Origin of the sequence: Meiothermus cerbereus DSM 11376 (assembly GCF_000620065.1) — a bacterium.
GTDB classification, from domain to species: Bacteria; Deinococcota; Deinococci; order Deinococcales; family Thermaceae; genus Meiothermus; species Meiothermus cerbereus.
Genome location: NZ_KK211063.1, coordinates 1 through 14,998 on the forward strand (window position 1 = coordinate 1; position 14,998 = coordinate 14,998).

General features: G+C 59.5%; 11 protein-coding genes and 1 rRNA gene. 2 read left to right on the forward strand and 10 right to left on the reverse strand.

The window, feature by feature from the left end; genetic code table 11:
* Positions 1 to 8: 8 nt before the first annotated feature.
* The 10 genes from Q355_RS0114730 to Q355_RS0114775 all read right to left on the reverse strand — a co-directional run bounded on the left by Q355_RS0114730 (position 9) and on the right by Q355_RS0114775 (position 13,270).
* Positions 9 to 1,497 (reverse strand): 16S ribosomal RNA (locus tag Q355_RS0114730).
* 239 nt (positions 1,498 to 1,736) lie between these two features.
* On the reverse strand, positions 1,737 to 3,947 hold the full coding sequence (locus Q355_RS0114735) for a beta-glucosidase family protein (RefSeq protein ID WP_027878484.1): 2,211 nt from the start codon (positions 3,945 to 3,947) through the stop codon (positions 1,737 to 1,739).
* Positions 3,948 to 4,092: 145 nt separating this feature from the next.
* The gene (locus Q355_RS0114740) at positions 4,093 to 4,920 is read right to left on the reverse strand and encodes a glycoside hydrolase family 16 protein (protein ID WP_027878485.1); all 828 of its coding nucleotides are present in this window, start codon (positions 4,918 to 4,920) and stop codon (positions 4,093 to 4,095) included.
* Between the two features lie 76 nt (positions 4,921 to 4,996).
* The gene (locus Q355_RS0114745; protein WP_027878486.1) at positions 4,997 to 6,619 is read right to left on the reverse strand and encodes a glycoside hydrolase family 43 protein; all 1,623 of its coding nucleotides are present in this window, start codon (positions 6,617 to 6,619) and stop codon (positions 4,997 to 4,999) included.
* Positions 6,616 to 7,950 (reverse strand): GH1 family beta-glucosidase, encoded by a 1,335-nt coding sequence (locus Q355_RS0114750; RefSeq protein ID WP_027878487.1) that lies wholly within the window; start codon positions 7,948 to 7,950, stop codon positions 6,616 to 6,618. Before Q355_RS0114750 ends, Q355_RS0114745 begins: the two co-directional genes overlap by 4 nt.
* Before the next feature lie 8 nt (positions 7,951 to 7,958).
* Complete coding sequence (locus tag Q355_RS0114755) at positions 7,959 to 8,936, reverse strand: endo-1,4-beta-xylanase (RefSeq protein WP_245597609.1); 978 nt, start codon at positions 8,934 to 8,936, stop codon at positions 7,959 to 7,961.
* 32 nt (positions 8,937 to 8,968) lie between these two features.
* The gene (locus tag Q355_RS0114760; protein ID WP_245597610.1) at positions 8,969 to 9,793 is read right to left on the reverse strand and encodes a carbohydrate ABC transporter permease; all 825 of its coding nucleotides are present in this window, start codon (positions 9,791 to 9,793) and stop codon (positions 8,969 to 8,971) included.
* A 22-nt stretch (positions 9,794 to 9,815) separates the two neighbouring features.
* A complete protein-coding gene (locus tag Q355_RS16095; protein ID WP_245597611.1) occupies positions 9,816 to 10,634 on the reverse strand; it encodes a carbohydrate ABC transporter permease in 819 nt (272 codons plus the stop codon).
* Positions 10,635 to 10,917: 283 nt separating this feature from the next.
* Entirely contained in the window at positions 10,918 to 12,150 is a 1,233-nt protein-coding gene (locus Q355_RS0114770) for an ABC transporter substrate-binding protein (protein WP_027878490.1), read from the reverse strand.
* A gap of 97 nt (positions 12,151 to 12,247) precedes the next feature.
* Positions 12,248 to 13,270, reverse strand: coding sequence for a LacI family DNA-binding transcriptional regulator (locus Q355_RS0114775; protein ID WP_027878491.1), 1,023 nt, complete (start codon positions 13,268 to 13,270; stop codon positions 12,248 to 12,250).
* 160 nt (positions 13,271 to 13,430) lie between these two features.
* Here Q355_RS0114775 and Q355_RS0114780 point away from each other — a divergent pair, with 160 nt between their 5' ends.
* Together Q355_RS0114780 and Q355_RS0114785 are read left to right on the forward strand one after the other, a co-directional pair.
* On the forward strand, positions 13,431 to 14,153 hold the full coding sequence (locus Q355_RS0114780; protein ID WP_036259740.1) for a PIG-L deacetylase family protein: 723 nt from the start codon (positions 13,431 to 13,433) through the stop codon (positions 14,151 to 14,153).
* A 97-nt stretch (positions 14,154 to 14,250) separates the two neighbouring features.
* The gene (locus tag Q355_RS0114785) at positions 14,251 to 14,898 is read left to right on the forward strand and encodes a monothiol bacilliredoxin BrxC family protein (RefSeq protein ID WP_027878493.1); all 648 of its coding nucleotides are present in this window, start codon (positions 14,251 to 14,253) and stop codon (positions 14,896 to 14,898) included.
* The last annotated feature ends 100 nt before the right edge of the window (positions 14,899 to 14,998 follow it).

Consider the following 14,998-nt stretch of genomic DNA (forward strand, 5'->3'; position numbering starts at 1 on the left):
CTCCTTAGAAAGGAGGTGATCCAGCCGCACCTTCCGGTACAGCTACCTTGTTACGACTTAGCCCCAGTCATGAGCCTTACCCTAGGCGCCTGCCTGCGGCTCCCGGCGACTTCAGGCAAAACCCACTCCCATGGCTTGACGGGCGGTGTGTACAAGGCCCGGGAACGTATTCACCGCGGCATGGCTGATCCGCGATTACTAGCGATTCCAGCTTCATGGGGTCGAGTTGCAGACCCCAATCCGAACTGAGCCTGCTTTTATGCGATTGGCTTCCCGTTGCCGGGTCGCAGCGCTTTGTGGCAGGCATTGTAGCACGTGTGTCGCCCAGGTCGTAAGGGCCATGCGGATCAGACGTCATCCCCGCCTTCCTCCTACTTTCGTAGGCAGTCTCGCTAGAGTGCCCAGCCGAACTGATGGCAACTAGCAACAAGGGTTGCGCTCGTTGCGGGACTTAACCCAACATCTCACGACACGAGCTGACGACGACCATGCAGCACCTGTCTCACGGCTCCCTTGCGGGCACCCCCGGCTTTCACCAGGGTTCCGTGGATGTCAAGACCTGGTAAGGTTCTGCGCGTTGCTTCGAATTAAACCACATGCTCCACCGCTTGTGCGGGCCCCCGTCAATTCCTTTGAGTTTCAGTCTTGCGACCGTACTTCCCAGGTGGAGTGCTTAACGCGTTAGCTACGGCACCCAACAGATGTCGGACACCCAGCACTCATCGTTTAGGGCGTGGACTACCCGGGTATCTAATCCGGTTTGCTCCCCACGCTTTCGCGCCTCAGCGTCACAAATCGTCCAGGTAGCTGCTTTCGCTATTGGCGTTCCTTCCGGTATCTGCGCATTTCACCGCTACTCCGGAAATTCCGCTACCCTCTCCGACCGTCTAGCCTCACAGTATCCAACGCACCCCCGAAGTTGAGCTTCGGTCTTTAGCATCGGACTTGAGAGACCGCCTACACGCCCTTTACACCCAGTAAATCCGGGTAACGCTCGCACCCTCCGTATTACCGCGGCTGCTGGCACGGAGTTAGCCGGTGCTATTACCTCGGTACCGTCATTATCGTCCCGAGTTCAGAAGTTTACACCCCGAAGGGCTTCGTCCTTCAAGCGGTATCGCTCCGTCAGGCTTTCGCCCATTGCGGAAGATTCCTAACTGCTGCCTCCCGTAGGAGTGGGGTCCGTGTCTCAGTACCCCTGTGGCTGGTCGTCCTCTCAGACCAGCTACGCGTCGTCGGCTTGGTGGGCCGTTACCCCACCAACTACCTGATGCGCCGCAGGCCCATCCCAAAGCGCCGAAGCTTTAAACATCAGCCACAGCTGAGGTTCACATCCAGGATTAGCTAAGATTTCTCCTAGTTGTCCCAGACTTTGGGGTAGGTCACCTACGTGTTACTCACCCGTCCGCCACTAACTGCCGAAACAGTCCGTGCGACTTGCATGTCTTAGGCATACCGCCAGCGTTCACCCTGAGCCAGGATCAAACTCTCCAAAAATGCTCGCCGCGAGAGGCGAGTCTTTGGGTTTGAGCTGTTATGCTCAAAAGTTTTAACGTAGCAAAGCCACGTTGTGGTCGTATTTATTTCCTAACCTGCGCTTTCAAGATTCTCGCTTCACCTTTCGGCGACAGCAAAGAAGAGATTATCAAATGCCCTGGGCTATGTCAATAGGACCAATTCACCGCGCTATACCAGAAGTGCGATTAATTTCGCACCAGACAAGCAAAATACATACATTAGCGCAGATCCACCGCCACCGTCTGCTCCCCCACCCGCAAGACGTAGCGTCCGGGCAAGAGGCGGGGTGCCTCGAGGCTGAACACATCACCTGGCACCAGGGCGAAGCGGTCCAGCGGGGCGGTGAGTTTAATGCTGCGGGCCTGGCCGGGCTCGAGGCTCACCTTCGCGAAACCGACCAGGCGCTCGCGGGGGGCCAGGAAGCCAAGCGGAGGGAAGCGGGTATAAAGCTGCACCACGTCGCTACCGGCGCGTTTACCGGTGTTGCGCACCTCCACATCCACCTCCACGGCGTTAGGGGTAACTCTGGCGGCCTGCAGACGGTAGGCAAAGTCGGTGTAGCTCAGGCCGTAGCCGAAGGGGTAGAGCGGCTCGGCTTTAGGGTAGATGTCGGGGTAGCGGTCGTAGGTGAAGGGCACCTGGCTGAAGAGCTTGGGCCAGGTGAAGGGCAGGCGACCGCTGGGGTTGTAGCGACCGAAAAGCACATCGGCCAGGGCACTGCCCGCTTCAGAACCAGGCAGGTAAGCCATCAGGATGGCCTTGGGGGTGAGCCACAGGTCGGGGGGAAAAACCAGGGGGCGGCCCGCAAACAGCACCAGCACTATGGGCTTGCCCAGTGCCTTGAGGTCGCGCAGCAGTCTGTACTGCTCGGCAGGGAGTTCGCCGTTGAGGTTGTTGCCTTCGCTCTCGGCGTAGGGCTTTTCACCCAGGGCCACCACTACCATGTCGGCGGCCCTGGCCGCGGCCGCGAGGGCTCGAGCATCCCTGGGGTCGGCATAAGTTACCTTCACCCCTTTGGGTGCGCCCTTTTGCAGACCCTCGAGCAGGGTTATCCCAGGGGCTTTGGCCCCCTCTTTGCCCTGCCAGTCAATGCTCCAGCCACCCATCTGCATGGTCTTGTCGGTAGCGGCGGGGCCAGTGACGAGCAGGGTTCTGACGTTGGTGAGCGGCAGGGTGAAGGCGGCGTTTTCCAGCAAGGTGATGGACTCGAGGGCCGCCTGCTTCGCCAGCAGACGCTGGGCCTCGAGCACCTTCTCGGCCTCGGCCACCTCCACGTAGGGGCGCTCGAACAAGCCAAGCTGAAACTTCAGCCACAGCACACGGCCTGCTGCCTCGTCTATGCGGGCGCGTGGAACCCGGCCTGCCTCGACAAGTTCCTTCAGGGTCTGGAGGTAGCGGTCGGCCTCCATCGGAACCATGTACACATCCACACCTGCGTTGATGCTCAGGGCTACAGCGTCGGCAAAGGTGGCGGCAACTTTGTGGTCGTTCACCAGCTTATCGATGTCGTTCCAGTCGGAAATCACCACACCCTTGAAGCCCATCTGGCCGCGCAGCACGTCGGTGAGCAGGTAACGCGAGGCGTGCACCGGCACCCCGTTGACCGAGCCGCTGTTGGCCATCACCGTAAGGGCACCGGCCTCGAGGCCCATACGAAAGGGCGGCAGCCATACCTCTTGCAGGGTGCGGGGGGCCAGAAAAGCCGGGCTACGATCGGTACCGCCCACAGGCTGGCCGTAGCCAACAAAGTGCTTGAGCGTCGCGGCAACCTGGCTAGCCTGCAAACCACGCACCGTGGCTGCAACCAGGCTACCGGCTAGAAGGGAATCTTCACCAAAAGTCTCATAGAAGCGACCCCAGCGCGGGTCACGGCCCAGGTCGGCCACGGGGGCAAAGTTCCACAGCGTGCCCGTAGCCCGCAGTTCCTGACCCACCCGCCGGGCCACCTGCTCCACCAGGGCCGGGTTCCAGGTAGCCGCCAGGCCCAGGTTATGGGGGTAGATAGTGGCCCCCACGAGGTTGTTGTGCCCGTGTACGGCGTCCACCCCGTAAAGGGAAGGAATGCCCAGACGGCCCTTCTCCACCGCCACCCGCTGGATGGCGTTGGTCATCTCGGCCCAGGCGCGGGGCGTGTTGGGCACCGGCCCCATCCCCCCGCCCGAGAGCACCGAGCCGATGCCGCGTTGCACAAGGTAGCGCTCGAGCAGCTCAGCCTTCAGCGGCTCCAGCCCCCAGCCGTCTGACATCAGCTTGGATACCACTATTTGCGTCATCTGGCCCAGCTTCTCTTCCAGCGTCATGCGCGCGAGCAGGTCGGCCACACGCTTCTCCACAGGCTGGGCTGGGTCTTTGTAGATGGGCTGGGCTAGCACCAGGCTACCGCTAAAACACACAGCCCAGGCAAGAGCGAGTCTCCCTATTCTGGTCATGCTTGGGTTTCCTCTGATGGCATGAACCCACCCAAAGCGCCTTGAGCATATGAAGTGTTCACGGATGGCTTGGGTGGGGTTCAAAAGGGTATCTGGCAGGTTGTTTTAGTACTGGCCAAGGTACGAAAGGGCTAGGACGCCGGGACTAAGGGCCAGCAGCCCGCTCGTACACACGCACGTAATCCACCAACATGCGCTGGGGGAAGCGGGTGGTCTCGTCGGGTCGGCCAGGCCAGCCACCCCCCACAGCCAGGTTGAGAATGATAAAGAAGGGCTGATCGAAGACCCAGCGAGAGCCCTCGGGCAGGTCGGCGGGGGTCAGGGTCTGGTAGAGCACGCCGTCTACATACCAGCGCAGCATCCCCGGCTCCCACTCGAGCGCAAAAACATGGAAGGCATCGGCAAAGTCGGTAGAAATCCGGTAGGACCTGGTAATGCCCTCGCCGCCGGAGTAGCCGGGGCCGTGGATGGTGCCGTGGACGGTGCGCGGCTCACGCCCAATGTGTTCCATAATGTCAATCTCGCCGCAATTGGGCCATCGCACCGGGCCAAAGTTGCTGCCCAGCATCCAGAAGGCCGCCCAAAGGCCCTGTCCGCGGGGGAGCTTAATGCGGGCCTCGATGCGCCCGTAGCGCTGCTCAAACTTGCCCTTGGTATTGATGCGCCCCGAAGTATAGCGACACGGGCCATACCAGCAGCGCAAACCCGGCAAACGCTGCTCGAGCGCGGCAATTACCAGGTTGCGCCCGTCGTGCACCAGGTTCAGGGTCGATTCGGTGTAGTACTGTAGCTCGCTGTTGCCCCAGCCCCAGCCGCCCGTCTCGATGTTCCATTTGCTGCGGTCCACTGGGCTGCCCAGGGGCAGATTGAACTCATCGGCCCAGACCAGCCGCCAGCCCGGCAGCTCCTGGGCCAGGGCCCCTGGCAGGGCCAGCAACAAGATCGCCAACAGCCTAAAAAAGTTCTGCTTCATAAGGCTGATCCTCCCATACTTGAGATTTAAACCTCCCAATCCAATGCCGGCCTTATTCCGGCTACTTTGGGCAGTACTAGCTATAGGCCTCTCCCTGCGCCGGCTCGAGCCCCCGGTAGGCAAAGTAGTCAAAATCTGCGTGGAGCCGCGCCCCACTCAAATCCTGCACGCACAGCCCGATAAAAGTACCGGTGAAGCCCAGCCCCCGGCAGTGGTCGTCGGAAAGTTTGTAGGCCGGAAAGCGCAGAGGAATCTCGTTCCAGTCCGTTCCGTTGGCCGAGTAGGCAAAGCCAAAGGTATCGCGCTCGTAGCGCACCCTGAGGTAGACCCGGTGCCAGCCCTCGATGACTAGCTCCTGATCCAGGGGTTCGTTGTAGTGACCGTTGTCACAGGCCAGCAGGTTCAGGGTCTTGCCCAGGTCTTGGTCGCGGCTCACCCGCAGGTACACCCAGTTGCCGGTGTCGTAGTAGCAGACCAGCCCCGCCATCTGCTGGAAGTGCCGGGGTTCAAACTCGAGCGCGGTCTCGGCCTCGGCAAAAAAGTGCTGCAAGCGCCGGGCCACCAGGCTCTGGCGGTGGCGCGAACTCAGCGACTCCCGCCCATACAGGCGCAGGTAGCCGGGACGCTCGGTCAGCGAGAGCCAGGAAGGGTCGGGGGGGTGGCGCAGGGTCTGAAAGTGCAGGCCAAGGCTGGGGGCCTCAAACTCGTCGCGTTCGGGTTCCTGGGGCCAGGGGTGGGGGGGGAGGGCCGGGGCTTCGACCTCCAGGGCCGGGGTGTTTTCCCCGTGCCAGAGCCGGGGCCAGCCGTCCGGGCTCCAGCGGATTTTCTGCAGGGCGGTTTCGCGGCCCAGAGGGCAGTGGCGCCGGAGGGCCTGGGGGGGCTCGAGGGGACGCCCGACCAGGTGGGCCATGTACCACTCCCCTTGCTGGGTTCGCACCAGCGAAGCATGGCCGGCTTTTTGCAGGGGCAGCTCGGGGCGACCTCGAGCGGTCAGGGTTGGGTAGCAGGGGTCTACCTGGTAAGGCCCCTCAATCTGGCGCGAACGGGCCACCGTTACGGCATGTTCATAGGTGGTGCCCCCTTCGGCTACCACCAGGTAATACCAGCCATCCTTCCTGTATAGGTGCGGCCCCTCGGTCACCCCCAGGGGGGTTCCCCGGAAGATGTTGTGCACCGGCCCCACCAGCCGCTTTTGTGCTGGGTCGTATTCCTGCAAGAGAATTCCAGCAAAGGCGTTGCGGCCCTTGCGGTGATCCCAGAGCATGTTCAGAAGCCATTTGCGCCCATCCTCATCGTGGAAGAGCGAGGGGTCGAAACCCGAGGAATTGAGATACACCGGCTCCGACCAGGGGCCTTCGATGCGGGGGGCTGTCACCAGGTAGTTGTGTGCGTCCTTGAAGACCTCCCCGTTGCTCCAGGTCTTTACGTCGGTGTAGATCAGGTAGAACTGCTCCCCATCGTGGCTCAGGCAAGGAGCCCAGATACCCCCAGAGTCGGGATTGCCCAGCATCTGAAGCTGCGAGGTGCGAGTCAGGGCATAGCCGATGGGCCGCCAGTGCACCAGATCGCGCGAGTGGTGCAAACGCACCCCCGGCCACCACTCGAAGGTGGAGGTGGCAATAAAATAGTCATCCCCCACCCGCAGAATCGAGGGATCCGGGTGGAAGCCTGGCAGGATGGGGTTGACTATCCGGGTCATGAACTTTTTACAACCTCCCGCAAGAAGTCCCGGAACCACAGGCCGCTGTCTTTGATGGTGCGCTTCTGGGTGGAAAAATCCACGTATACCAGCCCAAAGCGTTTGGAATAGCCCTCGGCCCACTCGAAGTTATCCAGCAGGCTCCAGGCAAAGTAGCCTTTCAGGGGGGCACCATGCCGTACAGCCCGTGCGCAGAGGTCCAGGTGGCGCTCAAAGTAGCGGACGCGCTCGAGGTCGTGCACCTGTCCATCGGCCCCCATCACATCGGGGTAGGCTGCCCCGTTCTCGGTGATGTAGATAGCGTTCGGGCGGTACTCCCGGCCAACCCGCACCAGGGTTTCGTAGATTCCCTCTGGGTAAACCTCCCAGTCCATATCGGTGTGTTCCTCGCCGGCCCGCACATACTGAAAGCGGTAGGGCTCGAGGTCGCCGTTTTTGACCACCGCGCGGGAGTAGTAGTTGATGCCCAGGAAGTCGGTAGGTACTGCGATGGTCTTCAGGTCGTCGCCCTGCACCGGCGGGGCTTTGCTGTACAGGGCCAGCATGTCCGCGGGGTAGCCAAAGCCATAGAGTGGATCTAGGTACCAGCGGTTCTGGAAACCGTCAAAGCGGCGGGCTGCGGCCACATCGGCGGGGTCGGGCGAGGCCGGGTGGCCCGGCGAGAGGTTGAGGGTGATGCCCACTTGAGCCCCAGGCACGTTTTGGCGAATAACTGGCACGGCCAGTCCGTGGGCCAGCAGCAGGTGATGCGAAGCCCGTACGGAAAGGTTCAGATCCTGTCGCCCCGGCGCATGAACGCCGATGTGGTAGCCCAGATAGGCCGAGCACCAGGGCTCGTTGAGGGTTATCCAGTGCTTGACCCGATCCCCCAGGTGCCGGGTTACCACATCGGTGTACTCCGCAAAAGCGTAGGCAGTCTCGCGCTCCGGCCAGCCGCCCTGGTCTTCCAGGGCCTGGGGCAGGTCCCAGTGATAAAGGGTAACCCAGGGGGTAATACCCCGCGCCAAAAGGGTGTCTACCAGCCGACTGTAAAAGTCCAGGCCTTTGGGGTTCACCGTCCCCCGGCCCAGGGGCAGGATGCGCGGCCAGGCCAGCGAGAAGCGGTACGCGTTCACCCCGAGCTCTTTCATCAAGGCGATGTCCTCGGGGTAGCGGTGGTAATGGTCACAGGCCACGTCGCCGTTGTCGCCGCCCTTCACTTTTCCGGGGGTATGGCTGAAGGTATCCCAGATACTAAGCCCGCGTCCGTCTTCAGACACAGCCCCTTCAATCTGGTAGGAAGAAGTAGCCGTGCCCCAAATGAAGTCTTGGGGAAAATCGCTTCGTTTCATAGGTCTCCTCAAGGTTGTTGCAAGGTGTGCTGAAGGGCAAAGTAAGCCGGTTTGGGCTGGTAGTCGACATCGAAGATGAGGGGTTCGCTGGCCCCCCGCCAGGAGTGGGCATCGGTAAAGCCCCACAGGGTAAAGACTTTGCAGCGGGGCTGACGGAGGCAGATTTGCAGCACTTCGCGGTACACCTGGGCCTGCTTTTCCAGGCGTTCGGCCTTGGGGCCCGTGCTACCCAGCCGCACGTCCATCTCGGTGATGTGAATCTCCAGGCCGAGCTGGGCGAAGCGCTCGAGGTTCTCCTCCATCCGCACCTGCTTGGGCGAGAAGCTCGAGTCCACATGCACCTGGAAGCCCACCCCATCCACCGGCACCCCTTTTTCCTTGAAGGACTTCAAGAGTGCGTAGATGGCATCCGACTTGGCCCCCAGGCCCTCGGCCCCGTAGTCGTTGTAGAACAGCTTGGCGCTGGGGTCAGCCGCCCTGGCCAGGCGAAAGGCTTTTTCCAGGTAGCCTGGTAGAACGTCAAAAGGGGTTGAGCGCAGCTTGGCATCGTCGCCGATGGCCTCGTTCACCACGTCCCAGTAGGCAATTTTGCCGCGGTAGCGCCCCACCACCGTGCGGATATGGTCGCTCAGGATGGCCTCCATCTCGGCAGCGGTAAAGGTGCCGTACATCCAGCGGGGCAGTTGCTGGTGCCAGACCAGGGTATGCCCCCGCAGCGCCTGCCGGTTTTTCTGGGCGAAGTTCAAAAGCAGATCGGCAGCGGCAAAGTTGTACTGACCTCGAGTGGTCTGCAATGCCCCCCACTTCATCACGTTCTCGGCCACCACCAGGTTGAACTCCCGGGCCAGCACCCGGGCGTACTCGGGCTCCTGCAGAAGAAGGCTTGGTTCTACAGCCGCTCCAATCTGGATTTTTCGCGCCTCGGCCAAGTTTCGCAGCGGCGAACCCGGCTGGGCCAGTACCAGCAGTCCGAAAAAGATTCCCACCAAGGCCCCTCTGGACATAAGCATCGGGCTTCCTAGTTCTTGACGGCTCCGCTGGTCAACCCCTCCATAAGTTGCCGGGCCGCTATAGCAAAAACCAGCAGCAGCGGAGCGACCATCAGGGCCGTACCGGCCATAATCGCGCCCCACTCCACATCGGTAGCCCCTTGCAGAGTGCGCAGCACCACCGGTATGGTCTTGGTCTCCTGGGTTCGCATAATCACGTTCACATCGGCAAAACGGTTCCAGGAGCCGATAAAGGTAATCAGGCCCAGGGTGCCCAGCGCTGGGCGGATGAGGGGTAGCACAATGCGCCAGTAAATCTGAAACTCGCTGCAGCCATCTATGCGGGCCGCATCGATCAGCTCTTTGGGAATGGCCGAAATAATATACTGCCGCATCATAAAGATGCCCAAAGCGCCGGCCATGGCTGGCACCCAGAGGGCTTTGGGGGTGTTGATCCAGCCAATTTGGAATATGAGCAGGTAAAAGGGAATCAGGTTGAGGATGGCCGGCACCAACAAAGTGGCCATGACCACCGCAAAGAGTTGTTCGCGCCAGCGAAACTGGTACATGGCAAAGCCAAAACCGGCCAGGCTGCAAAAGAACAAACTGGTGATGGTGGTCATAAAAGCTAGGTAGAAGTTGTTCCAGTAAGCCCGCCAAAAAGGAATTTTATTGACCAAAATCTGGTAATTGGTCATGAAATGCTCGCCAAACCACAAGGGAGGCGGAAAACCAAAAATCTCCGAGCGCTGATGGGTGGCAAACACAAACATAAAGTAGAACGGCGCTATCGTAAGCACTCCCCCCAGCACCAGGATGGCGTAGCCTCCCAAGCGGAGTAGAAAGCTTCCCAACGACCCTCTTTTCCCTCCCATCTCATTCCCCCCTTGCCGAACGGCCAAAAATCAGGTTGTTAAGATAGGTGAGTATGCCGATAAAAATAAAAAGAATCCAGGCAATGGAGGCTGCAGTGCCCATCTCGAGCCACTCAAAGGCAGTACGGTACATATACATGGTGGCGGTCTGTCCACCCGGCGTAGCCCCGCTGGCGCCCCCGTTGAGCAGAATGAAGGGCTGCTCAAAGAGCTGCATGTTGCCGATGATGGTCAGGCTGACCGCAAAAAACATCATGGGCCGCAGCAGGGGCAAGGTGATGTAGCGAAACTGTTGGATACGGCTGGCTCCATCTACCGAGGCAGCTTCGTACAGATCTTTGGGGATGGCCTGAATAGCAGAAAGGTAGAGAAGGGTGTTCCAGCCCGTAAACTGCCAGACCACCATCAGTGCAATGGCATATTTAATGTTGGCACTGGTAAACCAGTTGATTTTCTCGTCCGGCAACAACGCACCCAACAAAGGCCAGTTGTTGAGGTGGGCGATCACCAAATTGATGATGCCGTTCTGGGTAGCAAAAAGGGTGTTAAAGATAAGGGCCACGGCCACCGTAGAGGTGATATAGGGCAGGAAGTACACCGCCGTAACAAAGGTCTTGAAGCGGCTCAGCACCATGTGAATCACGAAGGCTAGTGGGATCGCAATCAGGTGCTGCGGCACCCCCGAGAATACCCCCAGCCAAATGGTGTTCCACATGGAGCGCAAAAACATAGGGTCGGTGAGGGTGAAGGTGTAGTTCTCGAGGCCCACATACTTCCATCGGCCCCATCCATCACTGGGCGTCCAGGCCTGGAAGGACATATACAAAGAGAAAAGCGTTGGATATAAACCAAAAATCAAAAAAAGGATAAAAAAAGGACTGACAAAGATATAAGGTGCATATCGCCGCTGGAAACTGCTCCAGCGCATCGCTAAGGTAAGGCTGCCGTCGCCAGAGGATGTGGTGCTAGCAGGCTTTCGCACAGATGCTCCTGTTGAGATATGTTGGAATGGCCTGAGGTTTTTGCGTACATGGGCAGTAAAAGTTTTTTCCTCACAGCTATAAAAAAGGGGAGAAGGGCTGGCCTTCTCCCCTTTCCTTGGATTAGCGCATGCGACGTTCGATCAGTTGCTTGGCCTCAGCCAGAGCGGTCGGGATGTCCTTACCCTCGTCCAGCACCTGGGCAAGGGCCTGGCTCACGATCTCGTTGGCGATACGGTCGTACTTGTTGGCCTTTAGTGGCTTCACTTTACGGGCAGCCTCACGCCACAACAGTCGGGCCTTCTGACCACCCAGGAATTCTACGGGCTCATCGAAGGAGGGGTCTTCTTGGGCTGCCAGCAAGGCTGGGAAAGCACCAATGGTCTTGAAGGCCAACGTTTGCATATCCTTGTTGGTGGTTACGAACTTGATGAACTCCCAGGCCAGTTCTTTGTTCTTGGAAGTGGAGGCAATTGCGTAGAAGCTACCACCCCAGGAGGCAAACATACCCTCGGGAAGTTGCTGTACCCGCCACAGCCCCTTGGTTTCGGGGGCCATCCAGTTTTGCAGGTGGCCTTGCAGCCAGGCGCCGGAGAACTGCGTGGCTACGGTTCCTTTCTTGAAAGCATCGTACCACTCGTTGGACCAGGCCCCTATCCGGGCATCCAGGCCTGCGGTGCGAATGTTTTTGGCCAGCTCAAAGGCCCGCACGAAGCGAGGGCTATCCACGACCGGCTTACCCTGAGCATCGAAGTAGGGACTGTTGTTGGCCGGAGTGGTGGCAAAAATGTTAATCCAGGCCACGTCGGCGGCATCGGCAATCAGGAAAGCACCGGTGGTGGCCTTGATCTTGCGGCCAGCCGCGATGTAGCCCGGCCAGGTCATCATGTTTTTGGGGTCTACCCCCGCTTTTTGCAAAACATCCACCCGATAGAAGAAAGTACCAGGGCCGATATCCACCGGCATTGCAATAAACCGCCCATCGGCTGCGGTAGCCTGAGCAACGGTATAGGGGGTAAAGAGCCTCTTGTACTGCCCGGCATTGTAGGGGGCTTTGTTCAGGTCTTCAAAACCCTGCCCTTCGGCAAAGCGGCCCACAAACCCAATCTCGATGGCCGCCACATCGGGCAGACCCTGTCCGGTGGCCAGCGCGGTGGTGAGGGCGTTATGGTGGTCGCCGTACTGCTGAACGACCAGCTTGATTTCAACGTTGGGGTACTTCTTATTGAAGAGGGGAATTTGAGCTTTGAGAGCATCGTCGAGGTTGGGGAAAACCCCCACCGTGAGGGTAGTCTTTTGGGCAAAGCCCAGGCCAAACAGCGCCAGCAGTACTAAAATTGATAGGATTCGCTTCATGGTTACCTCCTAGTTAGACAAGGTTTCTTGAGCCGATTTTGAAAGCGCTTTCAAAGTATTTTTTGCCGTCAAACTCACCTCCTTCTCTCGGTAAAAATCATTGGCGCATAGCTAAAGCGCCCGACGAACGTAGCATGGCTGTAGATTCTCGCACCACCAAGCGGGTCGAGAGTGGCTCGGGGGTGTAGTTGTAGCCTTCAAGCAAGGCCAGCACCAGCCGCGCAGCCTCCCAACCCATTTCCGGGCCGGGCTGCCGCACTGTGGTGAGGGGTGGGGTAAAGTAGCTCGAGCTCGGCAGGTCGTCAAAACCCACCAGGGAAACATCGTGAGGAACACGAATCCCCCGTCGGTACAAAGCCACGCTGGCGCCATATGCCATCTGGTCGTTGGCGGCAAAGATCGCCGTAAACAACGCGCCTCGAGCCAGCAGCGACTCCACCGCCAGTACCCCGGACTGCTCCATATAGTCCCCCACCGTAATCAGGCTGGGGTCGAAGGGTATGTTTGCGTCCTCGAGGGCCGCCCGATAACCCTCGAGGCGGTCGATAGCGTCGGGGTGTGAGGTAGGGCCCGCGATGTGGGCAATCCGTCGGTGGCCCAGCTCGATAAGGTGTCTGATGCCCTCGTAGGCGCCTTTCCGGTTGTCTATGCCCAAACACTTCAGGCCCGGTATTTTGCGGCCCACCACCACTACTGGCATAGTCTTGGCCAGTTCCCGCAGCCGTTCCTGCGGTACGCTACCGTCCATAACGATCAGGCCATCCACCTGGCGGCCCACCAGCACCTTCAAAGCCGATTCTTCCTGGTCGGCCCGCCAGTGTCCGCTGGCAAAAATGGGGTGGTAGGCGGTTCCCTCGAGGGCCTGCTCCACCCCTTTGAGCATCTCCCCGTAGTAAGGACTGCTTATTTCCTGGGTAACCACGCCAATAGTAAGCGAGCGCCCCTGCGCCAGGCCTTTGGCCATGATGTTGGGGCGGTAGTGCAGGCGTTCGATGGCCCGCAAAACGGCTTCCCGCTTGCTGGCCTTAACTCGAGCAGTACCGTTGATGACCCGCGAAACGGTGCTGGGCGAAACACCAGCCTCGCGGGCTACATCACTGAGGGTTACGGCTTCGCGCAAAATGCCTCCGGACTGGAATAACTTCTTGAATCAAGAGTAAATCAGATTTTGAAAGCGCTGTCAAGAGGTTTACGCTATCTATGGCAACCCTTTAGCAGCCAGCCCCCAGGGTGCGGGCTTACAGTTGCGTGCCCCTCCTGGGTGAGCGATGATAAGTCCCATGGACTTGCTGGTGGTGGTACCCCATCCCGACGATGAGGTGTTTGGAGCGGGCGGAACGCTCATTCAGTATGCTGACTGGGGCCTGGAAACCGGACTGATTACCCTGACCAAAGGTGAGGCCGGGCGAACCCTGGGCCTTTGCAAACCGGAGGAGCTGGGCGAGCAGCGAGCAAAAGAGCTTCAGCAGGCAGTACAAATTCTTAAGCTGGGCCATTTCGAGCTATACGACTTCCCCAATGGACTGCCCAACGGTACAGCGGATGAGGAGGCCCGGGGCTCTGGCTTCACTACACCAGAAGGGGTAGCCGATCATCCCGAAATTGTAGATTTACTGCTATGGCGCTTTGAGGTGCTGCGCCCCAGGGCCATCATTACCTTTGGCCCCAATGGCTCCAACCGCCACCCTGATCACGTCGCCACCCATCAGTTTGTGGTTAAGGCCGCCGAGAAGTCGGGGCAAAAGATAAAACTGTTTTTCTATGCGCCTCCTCAGCCCTTGCCAGAATACCTGGAAGGCTGGCTACCCCCCAACCATGTGCGCCATTTACCCATGGAGGTTTTGCTGCAGAAATTGCGGGCCATGGCCCAGCACCGCACCCAGGCCCTGTCGGTGCTCAACTTTATGGATCGCTTTGGCTATCGACTGGCCACCGAGACCTTTCACCTGGCTGGCTACGAAGGGCCTATACAACACGAGCTGCTCTGGTATGCCAAACCCTAAAAGCTGTGGCCGCAGATCACATCCCAGTAGGCGCGCAAGGATGGGGAAGTGTTCCGGCTAACGGTTGTGTGCCACCCCAAAGGTTAGACTCAACTCCATGAGAGAGCGCATGTATGCCATCACCACCCCCGAAGAGGCCGATGCTTTTATTGACAGTCGGCCTGTTACGGCCATCTTTAAGGCCGGCACCTGCCACAAAACCATGCAAGGCTGGGGCAACGTGGAAAAAGTCTTGCGGGAACGGCCCGACATTCCGGTGGGCATCATCAAGGTAGTGGAACACCGCCCAGCCTCGAACCGGGTAGCCGAGCGCAGCGGCATTGTGCACCACTCGCCCCAGATTATTTTGTTTCGCAACGGACAGCCGCTTTTCGAGCTAAACAACTGGGACATTACCCTGGAGAACCTCGAGCAGCTCTTCAGCCAGCACCTTCCGGATGTCCGGGCCGAACACCCGCAGGAAGGGGCTAAAAGCAACCTCGAGCCCTACAAGCGCCTTTTGGATGCGTACCTGAGCGGGGCAGTAAGTGAACAGCAGTTTACCTGGACCTACCTCAACATGTTCCGCGAGGACGCCTCGCTGCGCTCGCAGGAGGAGTTTGAGCTACTCAACTCGCTGTTTGGCAATCCTGATGAGCACCACATCCACCCCTTGAGCATCATGCAGTTTGAGCAAGCCAACCCCCAGGCCACCCCCCTATACGAGCGGGCACAAAGCCTGCGGGCCCGGCTCGACACGCTCTGAACCCGGCCCGTCTGCGTTCAACAACGCGCCAAGGCAGCCACACGATAGACCCAGGAGCAGGCGCAGGAAGCATCTGGAGAAAAACCCACCCCATAAATGG

What these genes read in the sequence shown, in the direction of transcription:
- Q355_RS16095 (WP_245597611.1), bottom strand. Translation starts at nt 10,634, where the DNA reads ATGTCCTTCCAGGCCTGGACGCCCAGTGATGGATGGGGCCGATGGAAG.
- Q355_RS0114770 (WP_027878490.1), bottom strand. Translation starts at nt 12,150, where the DNA reads ATGAAGCGAATCCTATCAATTTTAGTACTGCTGGCGCTGTTTGGCCTG.
- Q355_RS0114785 (WP_027878493.1), top strand. Translation starts at nt 14,251, where the DNA reads ATGAGAGAGCGCATGTATGCCATCACCACCCCCGAAGAGGCCGATGCT.
- Q355_RS0114740 (WP_027878485.1), bottom strand. Translation starts at nt 4,920, where the DNA reads ATGAAGCAGAACTTTTTTAGGCTGTTGGCGATCTTGTTGCTGGCCCTG.
- Q355_RS0114745 (WP_027878486.1), bottom strand. Translation starts at nt 6,619, where the DNA reads ATGACCCGGATAGTCAACCCCATCCTGCCAGGCTTCCACCCGGATCCC.
- Q355_RS0114735 (WP_027878484.1), bottom strand. Translation starts at nt 3,947, where the DNA reads ATGACCAGAATAGGGAGACTCGCTCTTGCCTGGGCTGTGTGTTTTAGC.
- Q355_RS0114750 (WP_027878487.1), bottom strand. Translation starts at nt 7,950, where the DNA reads ATGAAACGAAGCGATTTTCCCCAAGACTTCATTTGGGGCACGGCTACT.
- Q355_RS0114780 (WP_036259740.1), top strand. Translation starts at nt 13,431, where the DNA reads ATGGACTTGCTGGTGGTGGTACCCCATCCCGACGATGAGGTGTTTGGA.